At 70.5% G+C, this 15996-nt stretch carries 14 protein-coding genes; 2 read left to right on the forward strand and 12 right to left on the reverse strand.

Translation table 11 applies throughout. The annotated features are described in order from the left end of the window. Positions 1 to 24: 24 nt before the first annotated feature. The 11 genes from WS92_RS20275 to WS92_RS20325 all read right to left on the reverse strand — a co-directional run bounded on the left by WS92_RS20275 (position 25) and on the right by WS92_RS20325 (position 11730). Positions 25 to 1449 (reverse strand): Do family serine endopeptidase, encoded by a 1425-nt coding sequence (locus WS92_RS20275; protein WP_059928415.1) that lies wholly within the window; start codon positions 1447 to 1449, stop codon positions 25 to 27. A 76-nt stretch (positions 1450 to 1525) separates the two neighbouring features. After that, positions 1526 to 1936 (reverse strand): hypothetical protein, encoded by a 411-nt coding sequence (locus tag WS92_RS20280; RefSeq protein ID WP_082743469.1) that lies wholly within the window; start codon positions 1934 to 1936, stop codon positions 1526 to 1528. Positions 1937 to 1983: 47 nt separating this feature from the next. Next, on the reverse strand, positions 1984 to 2826 hold the full coding sequence (locus WS92_RS20285; RefSeq protein ID WP_041861666.1) for a hypothetical protein: 843 nt from the start codon (positions 2824 to 2826) through the stop codon (positions 1984 to 1986). 7 nt (positions 2827 to 2833) lie between these two features. Then, a complete protein-coding gene (locus WS92_RS20290; RefSeq protein WP_015600706.1) occupies positions 2834 to 3724 on the reverse strand; it encodes a peptidylprolyl isomerase in 891 nt (296 codons plus the stop codon). 135 nt (positions 3725 to 3859) lie between these two features. Then, positions 3860 to 4411, reverse strand: a complete 552-nt coding sequence (locus WS92_RS20295; RefSeq protein WP_059928420.1) for a YbjN domain-containing protein — start codon at positions 4409 to 4411, stop codon at positions 3860 to 3862. 95 nt (positions 4412 to 4506) lie between these two features. Beyond that, the gene (locus WS92_RS20300) at positions 4507 to 5202 is read right to left on the reverse strand and encodes a hypothetical protein (RefSeq protein ID WP_059928422.1); all 696 of its coding nucleotides are present in this window, start codon (positions 5200 to 5202) and stop codon (positions 4507 to 4509) included. 12 nt (positions 5203 to 5214) lie between these two features. After that, on the reverse strand, positions 5215 to 7029 hold the full coding sequence (locus WS92_RS20305) for a putative porin (protein WP_059928425.1): 1815 nt from the start codon (positions 7027 to 7029) through the stop codon (positions 5215 to 5217). Between the two features lie 96 nt (positions 7030 to 7125). Beyond that, positions 7126 to 7821, reverse strand: a complete 696-nt coding sequence (locus WS92_RS20310) for an energy transducer TonB family protein (RefSeq protein WP_059928428.1) — start codon at positions 7819 to 7821, stop codon at positions 7126 to 7128. Positions 7822 to 7830: 9 nt separating this feature from the next. Next, positions 7831 to 8241: an ExbD/TolR family protein gene (locus WS92_RS20315; RefSeq protein ID WP_006026831.1), complete on the reverse strand. Its 411-nt coding sequence runs from the start codon at positions 8239 to 8241 to the stop codon at positions 7831 to 7833. 16 nt (positions 8242 to 8257) lie between these two features. Continuing rightward, positions 8258 to 10054 carry a DUF2341 domain-containing protein gene (locus WS92_RS20320; protein ID WP_059928468.1) on the reverse strand — a complete coding sequence of 599 codons (1797 nt, stop codon included), beginning with the start codon at positions 10052 to 10054 and terminating at the stop codon, positions 8258 to 8260. 65 nt (positions 10055 to 10119) lie between these two features. Beyond that, entirely contained in the window at positions 10120 to 11730 is a 1611-nt protein-coding gene (locus WS92_RS20325) for a ShlB/FhaC/HecB family hemolysin secretion/activation protein (RefSeq protein WP_059928431.1), read from the reverse strand. 819 nt (positions 11731 to 12549) lie between these two features. Between WS92_RS20325 and WS92_RS20330 the strand changes: the two genes are divergently transcribed. Beyond that, positions 12550 to 13122 carry a hypothetical protein gene (locus WS92_RS20330; RefSeq protein ID WP_059928471.1) on the forward strand — a complete coding sequence of 191 codons (573 nt, stop codon included), beginning with the start codon at positions 12550 to 12552 and terminating at the stop codon, positions 13120 to 13122. Positions 13123 to 13176: 54 nt separating this feature from the next. Beyond that, entirely contained in the window at positions 13177 to 14172 is a 996-nt protein-coding gene (gene gspK, locus WS92_RS20335; RefSeq protein ID WP_015600766.1) for a type II secretion system minor pseudopilin GspK, read from the forward strand. Between the two features lie 83 nt (positions 14173 to 14255). Here the strand turns inward: gspK and WS92_RS20340 are convergent, their stop codons facing one another. Then, the gene (locus tag WS92_RS20340; RefSeq protein WP_171845232.1) at positions 14256 to 15962 is read right to left on the reverse strand and encodes a type II toxin-antitoxin system Phd/YefM family antitoxin; all 1707 of its coding nucleotides are present in this window, start codon (positions 15960 to 15962) and stop codon (positions 14256 to 14258) included. Positions 15963 to 15996: the final 34 nt, after the last annotated feature.

Here is a 15996-nt window from a genome sequence, read left to right on the forward strand (position 1 = left end):
CGCTCCCGCCCCGGGCGCCGGCGCTCACCCCGGCTCGATCGGAACATACAATCGCGCGCCGCCGCGTTGCACGAGCAGCGCGACCGTCCCGTGCGCGAGGTCGATCTCGCTCGCCAGCGCGCCGACGCTCGCGGCCGGCGCGCCATTCACCGACAGCAGGACATCGCCGGCCCGCAGTCCCGCGCGGGCCGCCGGGCCGCTCGCCTGTTCGACCACGAGCGCGCGGCTCATGCCGAGCCGCTGCTGCTCCTGCTCCGTCGCCGCGCGCAGCGCCAGCCCGAAACGCGCGAGACGCGCGGGCCCCGGCGCGCCGCCGCTCGACGCCGTGCCGCTGTCGAACGCGCCGACCGTCGCCGTCATGTGCGTCGCGCGCCCCGCGCGCCAGACGAGCAGATCGGCCATGCGCCCTGGGCGCATGGCCGCGATCATGCCGAGCAGGTCGGCCGATTCGGCGATCGGCCGGCCGTCGACCGCGAGCACGACGTCGCCCGCCTGCAGGCCGGCCCGCGCGGCGGGGCCGTCGGGCTCGACCGTCGTGATCAGCGCGCCGTCGGGCGTCGCGAGGCCGAACGAGCGCGCGAGCGCCTGGCTGACTTCCTGCACGGCGACGCCGAGCCGCCCCCGCGTGACCTTGCCGGTGCGCATCAACTGGTCTTTCACGTCGAGCGCGATGTCGATCGGAATCGCGAACGCAAGCCCCTGGTAGCCTCCCGTCTTCGAGAAGATCATCGAATTGATCGCGATCACGCGGCCGTTCAGGTCGAACAGCGGGCCGCCCGAATTGCCGGGGTTGATCGGCACGTCGGTCTGGATGAACGGGATCGCGCGCTCGCCGGGCAGCGATCGCGATTTCGCGCTGACGATGCCCTGCGTGACCGTGTTCGCGAAGCCATATGGCGAGCCGATCGCCATCACCCAGTCGCCGACCTCGGTGCGCGCCGGGTCGCCCGTCGCGACGACGGGCAGGTTGCGCGCGTCGATGCGGATCACGGCGACGTCGGACACGGGATCGCTGCCGATCACGCGCCCCCTGAATTGCCGCTTGTCGGTCAGCTTGACGTCCACGGCAGCCGCGTCGCCGACCACGTGCCGGTTGGTCAGGATCACGCCGTCCGCGCTGACGATGAAGCCGGAGCCGAGGCTCACTTCGTCGCGATTGCCAATCACGCGGCGCGCGAGAAACGGCGCGAGCGGATGATCGGGCGGGATGCCGGGCGGAAGCTGAATGCCCATCTGCGTCACCTCGCGCGTGACGCTGATGTTGACGACGGCCGCGCCGACCCGGCTGACGAGCGCGGAGAAATTCGGCAGCGCGACCGTCGGCGCGCCGTCGGCCCGCGCCGGCCAGTCGGCGGCGCGCGGCGCGCCGCACGCGAGCGCGATCGCGATCGCCAAGCCCCCCGCGATCGCCCGGCTCGCCGCCATGCCTGCCCGTTTGCGCGATTTCATGTTGCTGCTCCTCTTCGTTGCCCGGCGGCGCGCCGCCGGCCTCGCGCGCGCCCATTGCGCGACGCCGCCCCGCGCGTCATTTCGGCGGTATGGCGACGGGCGCGGCGGGCCGCTGCGGCGTCGCCGACTTACCCCAGTTCGCGCCGAAGCGGTTGCGCTCGGCCGACAGGTTGAACGTGCCGAGCCGGTTCGACGGCTGCTTCGACAACCGCTCCGAATCCGTCTGCGACGCGCCGGCCTGCGGCTCGGCCTTCGGCTTCAACTGCGCGCCGAGACAGTCGTACGACAGCGCGCGCTTGCCGTCGACTTCCGCGTCGACGCACACCGGCTTCGGCGTCGGGCTCGGCCGCGCGGCCGAGCCGGCCGCATCCACGGCGGCCGTATCCACGGCGGCCGCATCCACGTCGGCACGGCCGCCCTGCGCATGGGCGCCGGCCATCAGCAACAGGCATGCGCCCACGGCGATACACTTGCGTCGCACCCTCATGCGAGCCTCCTTCGAGATTTGTTCGATCACACCGCACCGCGTCGCCCTCATACGCTTTCGCCGCCGCGCGGCGGCGGGCTCGCGAGAAAACGCGCGAACGCGGCGCGATCGCGCGGACTGACGGCCGCCGCCGGCGCGTCGGCCTGCTGCGCCCATGCATCGCGCATCCCGTCGATGCGCTGCCACGCGTGCACCTGCGCGCCCGTCGGATACGGCGTGGCGAGCGGCTCGCGATAGTCGACGCGAAAGAGCCGCGGCGCGGCGGCGCCCGCCGCCCACAAGTCGCCGATCTCGCGCACGCTCGCGTCGAACCAGAACCGCACCCAGCGCGCCGCCGGCACGAGCGCATCGGCGGCGGGCGCGTCCGGCACGCGCAGGAAGCCGGTGAGCACGAGCAGGACGGCCGCGAGATCGTCGTCGCGCAGCGCGCGGTACGACCAGAGATCCGCGACGTCCGCGCACGCGATCACCGTGACGAAGCGCTCGATCGTGAGCGCGGGCCACACGCGCCGCATCAACGCGTAATGGCGCGCCCATTGCGCGACGAAGCGCTCCCGATGGCGCGCCGAGCATTGCGCGTCGCGCGAGCCGCAGATCATCGGTTCGTCGGGCTGGTAGCGGTGGGTCGTCAGCACGCATTGCGCGGAACACCGCGCGCTCCGGTGCCGCGCGTGCCCGCTCGCGCCGGGCACGGACACCAGCGCGCCGAAGCAGAGCGGACAGTGCGTCGGCAGCTCGCCGGGCGGACGCGGCCACAGGTTGGCCTTCGGCGGGCGCACTCGCCCGATCGAGACGGCCGGGCGCGGCCGCTTCGGCATGTGCACATCGGCATGCACATCGGCATGCGCATCGGGCGGATCGATGCGCGGCGTCGGACGGGCGGTGGCCACGGGGCGCCTACCGGACGGCCGCCAGCGCCTTCTTCAGCGCTTCTTCGTTGATCGGTGCGTTCGCGGTCAGCTTCGCGAGATACGCCTGCGCGTTCTGCTGCGTGCGCTGCGCGCGCAGCATCGCGCGCACCTGCTCCTTCACGTCGGCCAGCGGGCGCGGCGCGGCGGCGCGCGCGTCGATCAGCTTCACCACGTGAAAGCCGGCCGGCGTCCGGATCGGCGCGGAGACCTGGCCCGGCTTCAGCGCGCCGGCCGCCTGCCGCACTTCCGGCAGCATCAGCGGCTCGGGCACGAAGCCGAGATCGCCGCCGTTCGCCGCGCTCGCGTGGTCCTGCGAGTTCGCCTTCGCGAGCGCGGCGAAATCGCCGTTGCGCGCGCGGCTCGCGAGATCGGCCGCCTGCCTGCGCGCCTTGTCGAGCGTCGCGGCCTCCGCGTTCGGCGGCACGGCGATGTAGATCTGCGCGACGTGCAGCGCGCGCGGCGCCATGAACGCCGGGAGATTCCGGTCATACGCGGCCTGGATCTCGGCGTCCGACGGATAGTCGGCCGGCGGCGCGTTCATCGACGCGAGATAGCTGCGCACGACGATGTCGCGCCGCGCCTGCTCGATCGCCGACTGCACCTGCGCCTCCTTGTCCCAGCCCTTCGATTTCGCTTCGGCGAGCACGGCCTTCTGCGCGAGCGCCGAGCGCACGACCTGGTCCAGCGCCGTGGGGGCGGCCGCGAGCCGTTCACGGACTTCGGGGTTCACCGTCTTCAGCAGCGTCGCGAGATCCGCCTGCGTGACCGACGCCTGCGCGGCGTTCGCGATCACGTCGTCCCGCGCGTGCGCGGCGAGCGGCGCACCCAGCAAGAGTCCACTCACCGCGATCGCCCTTATCTTCATCTTCGTCATCATGCCTTGACCGCCCTCTCTTGAGACTGCCCTCCCGAATCGCGTGCATCGCGCCCGGGCGACGCACGCATCGGCATCGTTACGTTCATTGCATCCGGCGCGCAGTCCGCAGTGCAGCGCCGATCCGGCTCGCGGCGGTCACGGCTGCGCGGCGCGCTCGTGCGCGGCTTGGGCCGCCGCTTCCTGCTCGGTCATCGCGGGCCGGTTGCGCAGATGCAGCAGGAATTCCTGGATCAGGCGATCCCACAGCTCGATCGTCGAGCGCACGTGGCGCTCGCACACGCCGCCCGCGACGATGACGTCCATCTCCAGCGCGAGCAGCGGCCCGTGGTTCGCGAGGCGCGCGAAGCGCTTCGTGCGGTTCCAGTTCGCGACGAGCTCGGCCGGCAATTCGCCCTGCACCTGCAGCAGGCACGCGAGCGTGTAGTCGACGTAGAGCGCGGCGGCGGGGCCCTCGCCCGCATCGGCGGGCCGCGGCCCGAGCCCGGCGGCGGGATTGCCGAAGCGCACCGAGAAGCCGATCCCCTGGCTCGCGCTCATCAGTTGCACCGCGCCGTTCTGCTCGGCCGCCGTCACGCGATAGCCGGCGCGGCGCAGTATGTCGGCCAGTCGGTCGGCGCTGATCGCCGCGATCGGCTCGTCGTCTTGCGCCGGGCGTGCGCCGCCGGCGTTCGAAAGGCTGTCCTGCATGTGCGTTCTTCCTGTGTTCAACGAATGAATGGAGCCGGCCGAGCGATGCGCTTGTCCCGCGCCGCAGGGCCGACGAGCCGCCGCGCGCCGCGTGCTCATGGCGCGCCGGCCGCGACGCCCGCCGACGCGGCCGGTGCCGGCACCGGCGCCGCGCCGGCGGAACGCGCGGCCCGGTCATACTTGCCCGCGTACAGCGCATCGCCGTAGCGTTGCGCGAGCTCGTCGTACTTCACGCGCGCCGACTGCGCGAACGGCTGCCGCGACGCGACGATCGCGCCGAAGCCGACGTGCTCGTATGCCTCGAGGATCTCGTGGCCCACGCGATACAGCGCCGCATTGTGTGCCTCGCAGGTTGTCAGTTGCGTGTCGCGCGCGGCGACGTCGTCGCGCCATTGCGCGCGCTGCGCATCGTGGGCGCGCGCCGCGGCGAGCAGCGCCTCGTTGGACGACTTGTATTTCGCGAGCGACTGCGCATCCTGCTCGCGAAGCGCGCGCTCCTGCGCGAGCGCGCGCTTCGCGGCCGCCCCCGCGCCCGAATCGCCGCGCGCCGCGGCAAGCTGCGCCTGCGCCGTCTTCAATTGCGCGAGCGCGTCGTCGCGCTGCTTCTCGGCGGCCGCCTTGTCGGCCTGCAACTGCGCCTGGCCGTCCTGCAACTGGCGCAGTTCCTGCACGGTCGAGCGCAACTGGCTGCGCAGCTTGTCCTCGATGCCTTGCGCGCGCGCGCCGCCGGCGGCGAGCAGCAGCGCGCCGGCCAGGCCGGCCGCGAGCATCGCGCGATGGGTGGTGTTCATCCTCGGCTCCGGTCAGAAACGTGCGTTGAGCTCGAGCTGCAGCACGTCGATCGATACCGGCGGGCCGTACACTTCCTTCGCGCTCAGATAGCGGGCCGACACCCACGCGTCGCGCGCCACCGCATACGCCGCGCCGATCACGTAGCCGCGCGCGTTGGTGCCGCCGAGATGGAAGTCCGAATCGTTGAACGCGTCGAGCACCGCGTCCGGTTGCAGATACTTGTACGCCACCGAGAAATTCCACTGCCCCTTCGTGCGCGGCTCGGGTTCGCCGATCGTCGCCTTCGCGAGGAAGCCGTTCGGGCCGCTCCGATAATCGGCGCGCGTCGCGTTCACGGACGTCGATTCGTAGTTGTTGACGGGCAGTGACGCCGCGGCGAACGCCTTGTTCTCGTTGTACGCGAGGTTGCGCACGTATTCGCCGTCGAGGCGCAGCTTGAAGCGATCGGCGACGACCGTATCCCACTGCGTCTTCAGATCGAGCAGCCGGTAGTTGTACGCGAGGCCGAAGAGCTGCGGCTGCGGCGTCATCCCCGGCGCGAGGTTCGGGTTCTGCACGATGTTGCGCAGCGCGATCAGCGAGTTGCCGCCCTGCATGAACGCCGGCGCCTCGTTGTCGGTGCTGCAGTTCGTCGCGCCGAGATACAGCGCGCACGGCGACGACAGCGTGCCGCGCATGTTCTGGAAGTCGTAGTACGCCACCGCGCCCTTCAGGCGGTTTTTCGCGTCGATCTTCCAGTCCGCGCCGAACTGCGCGCCGAACATCCATTTCGTGTCGCTGCCCGCCTTGTCGGTGCTGTTCGACGGGAAGTTCTCGCTCGTGTACTGGATCGGGAACACGCCGAGCGTGCCGAACAGCGTGACGTCCGGATTCCACGGCAGCGCGTGGTGCAGATTCGCCGCGAGGCCGTCCATCATCAGATCGTCGGAGAACACCAGGTCCGACCTGAAGAACGGGTTGTCGAAGCGGCCGGCCGTGAGGTTCAGCCAGGCCGCCGGCCGGTACGAGAAGTACGCCTTGTTCAGCCAGATGTTCTTCTTCGCGAAGCCGCCGCCCGCGGTGGCCGTCGTCGACACCGGCCCGTTGTCGTTGCCGCTCGCGAGCTGCACGCCCGCCGTCAGCTCGTCGGACAGCGTCGCCGTCACGCCGAGCCGCGCGCGGTAACGCAGCAGGTTGTTGCGGTTCTGCGTGGTGTTTTGCGTCGGCAATTGCGTCGTGTTGGTGTTCGGGTTGATGTCGAACCCGCCGCCCTGGTTGATCGCCGCGAAGTTCGTCACGTTGTTCGCGTTGCGGCTGCCGTAGAAGTGGTATTCGTCGCGCACGCGCAGATCGCCGTCGAGCCTGATCCGCGACACCCAGTCCGGGAACGTGTTCGGCTGCGCCCAGTTCTCGGCCTTCGCCTGCGCGATCACCTCCTGCTTGACCTGGTCGCGGATCTGGTCGCGCACGACCTGCGGCACGTACGGCACCGCGACGTCGCCCGGCTGCGTCGGCGGGTTGACCACGGCGGCCCCCGCCACCACGGGCACGCCCGACGCGCGCGCGGCCTTCGCCTGCGCGGCTTCCGCGCGCGCCTCGCCGATCAGCTCATTCGCGTTCTGCTGCGTGAGCACGCCGCGCTTGACGAGCAGGTTGATCAGGTTGACCACCACGCTCTCCGTCGGCGCGGCCTTGCCCGATGCCGCCTGCGTCTCGAGCGATTGCCCGTGCGCGGCGGACGCGCACGTCAGCCCGAGCGTCAGCACCGCCGCGCCGATGCGCGACAGGCGCGCGGACAGCGCGCCGCTGCGGGGCCCGTCACCCCGTCCGTTCATCTTCCGAATCATCAAAGCACTCCGAACAATTGCCGTTTCTTTTTCCGGCAGCATCCGTGCGACGGACCTGCCCCATGATTCATTCGCCGTTCGCATTCGCGCGCGCCGTCATGCCGGCTTGCGCCCCTGCAACCTGACGAGCACCGGATAGGCGGTCGCGGGCGGCGGCGCCTCGTCGACCCGGCCGAGCGACTCGACCGCCGCGACGACGGCCGCGTCGATCTTCGCGTCGCCGGTCGACTGCGCGATCGTCACCTTCGTGATCCGGCCCGACGGGTCCATCCACAGGTTCAGGCTGCCCGAGAAGCGCGCGCCGCCCGCCTCCTGCACGCCCTTGTCCTGCTCGATCGCGCGTTGCAGCACGTACACCATGTACTGCGCGTAGCTCGAATTGCCGAACTTGCCGCCTCCGCCGCTGCCGACCATGCCCGATCCGTCGCCCGCGCCGATGTTGAAGCTGTCGGTTCCGGCCTGCGCGGGCGCGTTCATCGTCATCTGCCGGGGCTGGTTGTCCGACGGCTTCGGCGCCTCCGACGGCTTCGGCGCGATCGTCGGCTTGTCGACGGGCGTCCTGGCCTCCTCCTTCATCTTCTCGGGCGGCGGCTTCTGTTTCGGCGGCGGCGGCGGCGGCAGCGGGATCACGGTCGTCACCTGCGGCGCGCTCGCGCGCTTCACGCCCGTGGTGTCGCCCGCGAAACGCCAGATCAGCGCGGCGAGCCCCGCGAGGACGAGCGCGAGCGCGACGGGCTTCACGAAGCGGCCCGGCCCCTTGTCGCGCGGGCCGCCGTTGTAGGTCATTTCCATCGCGCGTCCCTAGCCGCCCTGCTTCGCCTTGCCGGTCACGAGACCGACCTGCGACAGATCGAGGCGCCGCAGCAGATCGAGCACGTCCATGACCTTCTGGTACTGCACGGCGGCGTCGCCCTTCAGCACGATCGGGAATTCGGGGCTGGCCGCCTTCTCGGTGCGCAGGCGCGCTTCGAGCTCGTCCATCGTCACCGGGTATGCGTCGAGAAAGATCTGCCCCGAGTCCGCGACCGTGATCGCCTTCGTCTTCGGCTTCGCGAGGCTCGCGGACGAGCTCGCCTTCGGCAGATCGACCTTGATCCCCTGCACCGACGCGGTCGTCATGATGATGAAAATCACGAGCAGCACGTATGCCAGATCGAGCATCGGCGTGATGTTGATGTCGTCGTATGGCTTGTCGTCGTCCTGTACTTGCATCGCGCGTTCCCCCCGTTCAATCCGCCGCCAGCGCGTGGTCCGGATTGCGATGCGCCTCCGCGAGGCGCGTGACGAACTCGTCGACGAACACCTGCATGTTCGCGGTCACGTTCTTGTTGCGGATCAGCAGATAGTTGTAGCCGAAGAGCGCCGGGATCGCGACGAACAGGCCCGTCACCGTCGCGAGCAGCGCGGCCGCGATGCCCGGCGCGATCGCGTTCACGTTCACGTCGCCCGCCGCCGCGATCGCGGCGAACGTGATCATCACGCCGACCACGGTGCCGAGCAGGCCGAGGAACGGGCCGCCCGAGATCGCGATCGTCAGCAGCACCATCGATTTCGACAGCCGCTGGTTCTCGCGCACGAGCGTCGCGTCCATCGACGCGCGGATCGCCTCGATCGATTCCGTCGTGATCACCGTGCGGCCGTTGTCGTCGACGCGGCTGTGGATCTCGTCGACGCCCGCGCGATACAGGCGATACAGCGACGATTGCGCGAGCCGGCGCCCTTCGTCCGAGCGCGCGTCGACGTGCGCGAGACCGACGAGATGCCGGCCCGCGACCTCTCGAAAGCGCTGGACGAAGTAGCCGTTCGCGCGATCGACGGCGCCGACGTAGCGCGCCTTCGTCCACATCACGAACCACGAGATGGCCGCCATCGCGAGCAGGACCGCGATCACGACCCATGCGTCGACCGTCACCGACTGGACGATCACGCCGAAATAGCCGAAGCCGAAGCCGGACTGCTTCTCGTCGGCGCCGTATGCGAGAAGCTTCGATTCGGAGCCTTGCGCCAGCGCGTCGACCGCGATGGTCTGCGGCGAGCGCGCGAGCCTCGACAGCCGGAGCTCGTCGAGCGCCCCCGCGTACCCGGCGAAGCCGGCCGGCGCGCCGGCCACGTCCGCGCCGATCGCGGCCACGCCCGACAGCGCGGGCAGCGCCGCCGCCGCTTGCGCCACCTGCTTGCCGTTCACGTAGACGGTAAGGTTCCTGCCGTCGGCCGTCACCGCGAGATGCGCCCACTGATTCGCGCCGACGGGCGGCGCGGCCGGCGTGCGCGCCGGCGCGGCGCCGCCGTCGATCTGCGCGAACGGCACGCCGTTGTCGAGACCGATCAGCAGCGCGTTCGCGCCGTCGCGGCGGCTGTAGAGCAGCGCGTTGGGCGCGAGCGCCGACGGCTTCACCCATGCGCTGAACGTGAAGCCCGCGCCCGCGGCGACGTTCAGCGACGGGCTCGCCGGCAGCGTCAGCGAACCGTTGCCGTCGAACCGCGCGCCCTTGCCGACGATGCCGTCCTCGATCGTGCTGAACGACGCGTTCTGCGCGTTGTTGCCGTAGGCCGTCGCGTCCTTCGGCGGCGCGCCCGCCGCGCCGTTGAAGTGATAGACGAGCGTGTAGTCGGCGTCGAACGTCTCGGCCGGCTTGCCGCCGTCCGGCGCCTTCTTGTTGCCGTAGTACATCCAGATCGACTCGGCGGCGCCCGCGGGCATCTTCGGGATGTCGACCCAGATCAGCGCGACGCCGAGCACCGGATCGTACTGTTCGATGTGGAAGTTCAGCGGCGTCTTGTCGTCCGATCCGACGAAGCGGATGTCGGCGCCGTTGTCGGCCAGCCCGTCGAACTGGAAATTGCCCGAATGCAGACGGATCAGCAGCGGCACGCGGCCGGCCGACTCCGTGAGGTTCGCGCCCTTGGCGCTCGCGTCGATCGTGATCGACTTGCGGTACGACCAGTCGCTCTGCCACCATGCGCTCGCGACGCCGGGCAGCGCGCCGAGCATCACCGCCAACAGGAAAAACAAGACTCGCTTCACGATCCACTCCCCGAATGTGCGGGCGTTGCGCACGTCGCGCCGCCCCGGCACGAAAAGAAAATCCGTCAGAACCCCAGCCGAACGTAGAAATCGAACCGCGGGCTGTAGCGCCGCGTATAGACCCCCGCCTTCAGCGGCCATCCCGCCTCGAAATCCGCACTCGCGTACTTGAGCAACTGCAGCCGCGTGCCGACGCCGACGCTCAGCAGATTGAAGCGCGACGTCTGTTCCGCCTGCGGGCTCAGCAACCACAGATGCGCCGCGTCGACGAACGCGTGGAAGCGCCACTCGTTCACGCGGCTGCCGACCGCGCCGCCCAGCCATTTCGTGAGCGATGGGCTGCGCAGCTCGAGCGAGCCGATCACGCCGCTATCGGCCGTGTCCTCCGCCTGCATGTAGCCGCGCACGCTGTTCATCCCGCCCGCTGCGAACTGCTCGCTCGACACGAGCGGCGAGCTCGAGAGCTGCGCGCTCACGTGCGCATTGGCCTGCATGTCGTTCGCGAAGCGCTGCGTGTGATTGAGGTCGAACTTGCCGTAGACGAAATCCGGCGTCGCGTTGTAGCGCTTGTTGTCCCATGCGCCCCAGTCGCTGCCGATGCCGCGGATGTTCGTCGTGAGCGACGCCAGGAACGACGTCTGCGACTGCTTCAGGCTCAACTGGCCGTTGTAGGAGAACGTCACGGGCACGTAGGTCAGCGGCGCCGTCGACGTCTGGCGGCCGAACATCACGTTTTCGTCGTAATGCTTGCGGTCGATCTCGATGCTGACGGACTGCGCGTAGGTATCCGTCGCCGGCAGCGCGTAGATCGCGGTGAAGCCGTATGTCGTGCCCTTGCCGAGCACGTTCATGCCGCCGACCGACGCCACGTTGCTGTCCGAGTGGACGACGGTCGCGAGGAAGCTCCAGCGCGAATCCCGGATCGGCGCGAGGTACGAAAACGCGTAGACGCGCGCGTCGTTCGGGTGCTGCGGCGCGATCACATAGGTGGCCGACATCACGTGGCCGAGCTGCCACAGGTTCGAGTAGCTGAGGTTCGCGCTCGTGCGCAGCGTGGACGTGCCAGGGCTGTTGTCGTTGTTCAGCTCGAGCGTGCCGTGCAGCGGGCGGTGATCGTCGACCTTCAGGTCGACGTCGACGGTCTGCGGCATCGTCCCCGGCTTGAGCACGGGAATCACCTGCCGGTCGGCCGAGCGATTGAGCTCGGTGAGCTGCTGCTGCGCCTGGCTGAAGTCGGGCACCGCGCCTTCGGCGAGCGCGGGCACCGCGTCACGGATGTGCTGCGGCGAGTGGTACTTCGCGCCGTCGACGCGCAACCGGCCGACCTTCGTCTCGACCACCTGCAGCAGGATCACGCCGTTTTTCACCTGCTGCTGCGGCAATTCGACGACGACCGATTGATAGCCGCGATCCTGATAGACCTTCTGCAGCGCGTCGCGAGCCGCGTTCACGTCGGCGAGCGTTCTGCCCGGCCCTTCGAACGGATAGACGGCCTTCTCGATCTCGATCGCCTGCAACATCGTGTTGCCGCGCACGATGAATGCGTTGACGTCGAACGTCTGCGGCGCCGTCGAGGCCGCGTTCGCGGCCGGCGCGGCGGCGGCCTCCAGCGCGCGGGCGACGGGCGCGACGCTCAGCCCCCCGGCCAGCACGGCGCTGGTCAGGCGTCGGCGCATCAACCGCCTTGGCTCGCGTGACTTACGGTCTACTCTCGGCGGCATGCGCCATTCCCCTTTTTGTTCCGGATCGCAACGGCGCGAACGGCGTCACCCGCTTGCCCGCTATCAAATACGTGTTTCATTTCGATGACTCTTACTTCGCCATCCTGATCATGTCCCGCGCACCCCGAGCGCCGACGAACAGCGCCGGTTGGCATTGACGGCGAGATGCGCTCCGGCGCGACAAGCGGCGTCTCACCGGAAAGGACGAAACGAAAGCGAAAAACCCGCAGCGGCCGCGCGAGCGTCGATCGCGAGCGGCACCGCGCGCGACACGCTCGATGCAACGCTCATCTACCTAGACGGAACGAAGCGCGCATTGCCGCAACCTTTTTGCGTGCGACGGCCGACTCGACGCCGCAGGCGTGCGAGCGGCGCGCATGTCGCCCCTCGGCTGCGCCCATGAAACGGCGCGGCCGATCGAGCACGACCCGCAATGCGCGCGCAGCGGATACCCCGCGTCGTTGGCGAGGACGTTGCGCATGACTGTGCTGAGCCCCGTTTCGTGTGCATATCGTCTGCCCGGCCGGCACGGATCGTCGGCGGCGCGCGATCGCGACGCACCCGCGGGCAGCCCGACAATCGTCGGGTTTGTACCGGGAACTTTTTGTGACATTCTCCTGAAGATTCGCACGAGTCCGCGCGCCGGCCACGCGCCCGATCCATGCCGCCGCGGCGCCGCGCCCGCCGAAATCCTGCGGCTTGCGGCCGCCCGATCCGTCCTAGCTATTGAGAAAGCCCGCCAAGAGAAAGCACGTCAACGACTCGGACGAACTCATGTCATTCGCCGCGATGCTCGCACGGTGGCTCGCCGTGCGCCTGTCCCGCACCACCGCAATGCCGGGCCGGCTGCGCCCGACCGTGGCCGGCCATGCCGCCGCGCGCCGCCCGCTGCGCTGGCGCGCACCGTGGCTCGCGTGGCAACTGCTGTCATGGATCGCGCTCACGCTGCTCGCGCCGCCGATCTGGACGATCGGCACGCTGCTGCTGATCAATTCGTCGAGCGACCAGCCGCTCTTCTGGATGCTCGCGATGGCGATCGTGCCTGTGGCGAACGCAGCCGCGATCGTCGCGACGAACCAGCGCCATCACCGCGCGCCGTTCACGCGGCGTTCGGCGGTCGCGCTCCATGCGTTCTGCGTCGCGATGGCGGTCGGCTGCACGCTGTTCGTGTTGCTGCTGTGGCGCTCGCACGCGATTGCCGGGCTCGTCGGCCCGCTCGCCGTCACGACGGGCGGCGCGCGCTCCGCGACGCTCGCGTGCTGGGTGACGGGGCTCGCGGCGACATTCGGCGTGGCGTCATCCGCGCATGCGAGCATCGCGCATGCGTGGCTGGCATTCGAAGGCTGAGCGCGGCCGGCATCGGCACGGAATCGCCACATGATCGCCACGATGGGGCACGCGATGGATCGATACGAGAAGCGAGGGGCGACGCGCGCGCGACGCGAGCGCGGCATCGCGATCGTGACGGCGCTGCTCGTCGTCGCGCTGGCGGCCACGCTCGCGGCGAGCGTGCTGTGGCGTCAGCAGGTCGCGACGCGCGACGTCGAGAACCAGCGTCTCGCGACCCAGACGATGTGGGTCGAGCGCGCCGCGGTCGAATGGGCGCGGGCGACGCTGCGCGCGCAAAGCGCGACGTCGAACGTCACCGTCGTCGGTCAGACGTGGTCCGCGCCGCTCGCCGACGTGCAGCTCGCGGACCTGCTGCCGCCCGGCACCGCGGCGCTCAACGCCGAGCTCGCGCGCGCATGGATCTCCGGCCACGTCGAGGATGCGCAGGCGCGCCTGAACCTGACGAATCTCGTGTCGCGCGTCGCGCCCGGCAAGCCGTGGCAGACCAGCGGCGAAGGCGTGCTCGCCTACCGGCGGCTGCTCGGCGAGCTGTCGCTCGATCCCGCGCTCGCCCAGCAGACGGCCGACTACATGCTGCGCTCGCTGCGCGAAACGAACGCGCCCGACGGCTGGCCGCTGCAGCTCGTGTCCGTCGACGATCTCGCGCGCATCCCCGGCTACGACGCGCACGCGATCGCGACGCTCGCGCCATTCGTGACGATCCTGCCCGATCTGACCACGGTCAACGTCAACACCGCGCCCGAGCCCGTGCTCGTCGCCGCGATTCCGACGCTCTCGCGCAGCCAGGCGAAGCGGCTCGTCGATCGCCGCCAGACCGCGTACTTCGTCAGCACCGGCGACGTCGCCGAATATCTGACGCCCGCGCAGGGCGGCAACCCGACGCTGCCGGACGGGTCGACCGTCGGCGTCGACAGCGGCTATTTCGTCGTGCATTGCCGCGTGCATTCGGCCCGGATCAACGCGCGCATCGACACGCTGATCGCGCGCTACGGCAGCGGCAACTTCAGTTGGACCGCGGTGATCTGGGTTCGCCGGCTCGCGGGCTGAACGCGGCGCGTGCCGCCGCGCGCAGGCAAGCTTCGACGCGCGAGCGCCCACCTGCCGCCAGCACGCCGCCCGCGGAAACGCCGCTAGTTCAGCGACGACTCGCTCAGCGTGACCGGACACACCCCCGGCGTCGCGTCCGCGCAGTCGAACGACAGCCTCGTGAGGCTCGTCTCGCGCACTTCGCCGAGCAGCCGGTTCCAGTCGTCGATCGACACGAGCAGCGCGATCGGCCGGTTGTACTTGGTGACCATCACGAGCGCCTCGCCCGCGTGCCGCAGCGCCTTCGACGGATTGCTGCTGAAGTCGCGCGTCGCCATCGCGATCGTGCGCAGGCTGAACACGTTCGCCACGGGATCGTCGCCGTCGTCGTGCAGCAGGCGCTCGAGCGTCGCCGTGCGCAGCAGCGCCTGCGATTTCGCGGACAGCCGGTTGTCGCGACGCTTGCGGCGCTCGCTGCGCGGATCGACGTGCACGGCGAGCAGCCGCACGATCTGGCCGAGCGTCGCCGCCGACAGCCGGTCGTAGCGCCGCCACCACTCGGGCGGCAGCGCGATCATCATCCCCGCGTAGGTCGCCGCGACGCCGTCCGCGATATGCGGCGGCAGACGCTCGATATCGCGCGCGTCCAGATCGAGCGCGCCGGCGACGGCCTTCATCATCGCGCCGAGCGCGTTGTACGCGAGCGCGGCGATGCCGCGCGCGAGCTGCGCCGCGCGCGCGGGCACGTTACCGAACCGCGCGGCGCCGAGCACGGGCTCGATCGGCAGCGGCAGCGCGTCGCGCCAGCGCGTGCAGGACAGTTGCACGACCTCGCGCGCGTCAAACGGCGCGGCCGGCAGATCGGTCAGCACGGCGATCGTCGAGCCGGGCTCGAGCGAGTCGGAATCCGAGCCCGAATCCGAGGGCGAATCCGAGTGCGAGTGCGAGGGCGAGCCCGCGCCGCGCCGCCACTCGATCCGCCGGAACACGCCCGACATACCCGGCATCCCCGGCATACCCGACACGCCGCCGTCGCCCGCGATGCCGACCGCCTGCTCGTAGAGGCGTCCGTCGCCGAGCACGCCGGCTTCATGCCAGTCGCCGAGCGGCCGGCACGCGAGCGTGCGGCCGTATTCGCGCACGATGAACGCGCCGCCGCCGCGCGGCCAGCCCGACAGGATCGCATCCGTGTCGAAGCGGCCGTCGACGATCCACAGCTCGCCCGCCCGGACCGTTTCGAGCAACGCGGCGACGAGCGCGCGCTCGTGCGCGCGGCCGCGCTCGTACGGCAACAGATCGACGATCATGCCGAGAGCCGGATCGTAGACGGGCAGCGCCCGCGCACGCTCGGCGGCGTCGCGCGCCGGATCGTCGCAGGCGCAGCCGTCGGCTCCCGGCGCGCATGCGCCGCCGTCGAGCACGCGCAGCCGCATGCCGCCGACCGCGGGCGCGCGGTCTTCGGCGCGCATCGCCGCGAGGGGCTGCAGCAGCTCGACGCTGTCCTTCACGAGCGCGCGCCCCCAGCCGGCCCGCAGCCGGCTCATGCCGTCGTGCAGCGCCGTCACGGCCGCGCCGAGCTCGGGCGACGCGCCGGCGGCGGCGCTCCCCGGCGCGCGCGTGCGCGCGGCGATCGCCGCGAACGCGTCGACCGCGAGCGCGAACAGCGTCTCGCGAATCGGCTCGCCGTTCGGCGCGTCGTCCATGTCGGCGGCGGCGTCGATCCAGTCGTCGTGCAGTGCGCATTGCAGCACGAGCCGCGCCATGATCGCCATCGGGCTCTGTTCGACGAAGCGTTCCACGATCGTGCGCATCACCTGATCACCCCGCGCTGTATGGTTGAACGCC

The organism is Burkholderia sp. MSMB1588 (genome assembly GCF_001546925.1).
GTDB classification, from domain to species: domain Bacteria; phylum Pseudomonadota; class Gammaproteobacteria; order Burkholderiales; family Burkholderiaceae; genus Burkholderia; species Burkholderia humptydooensis.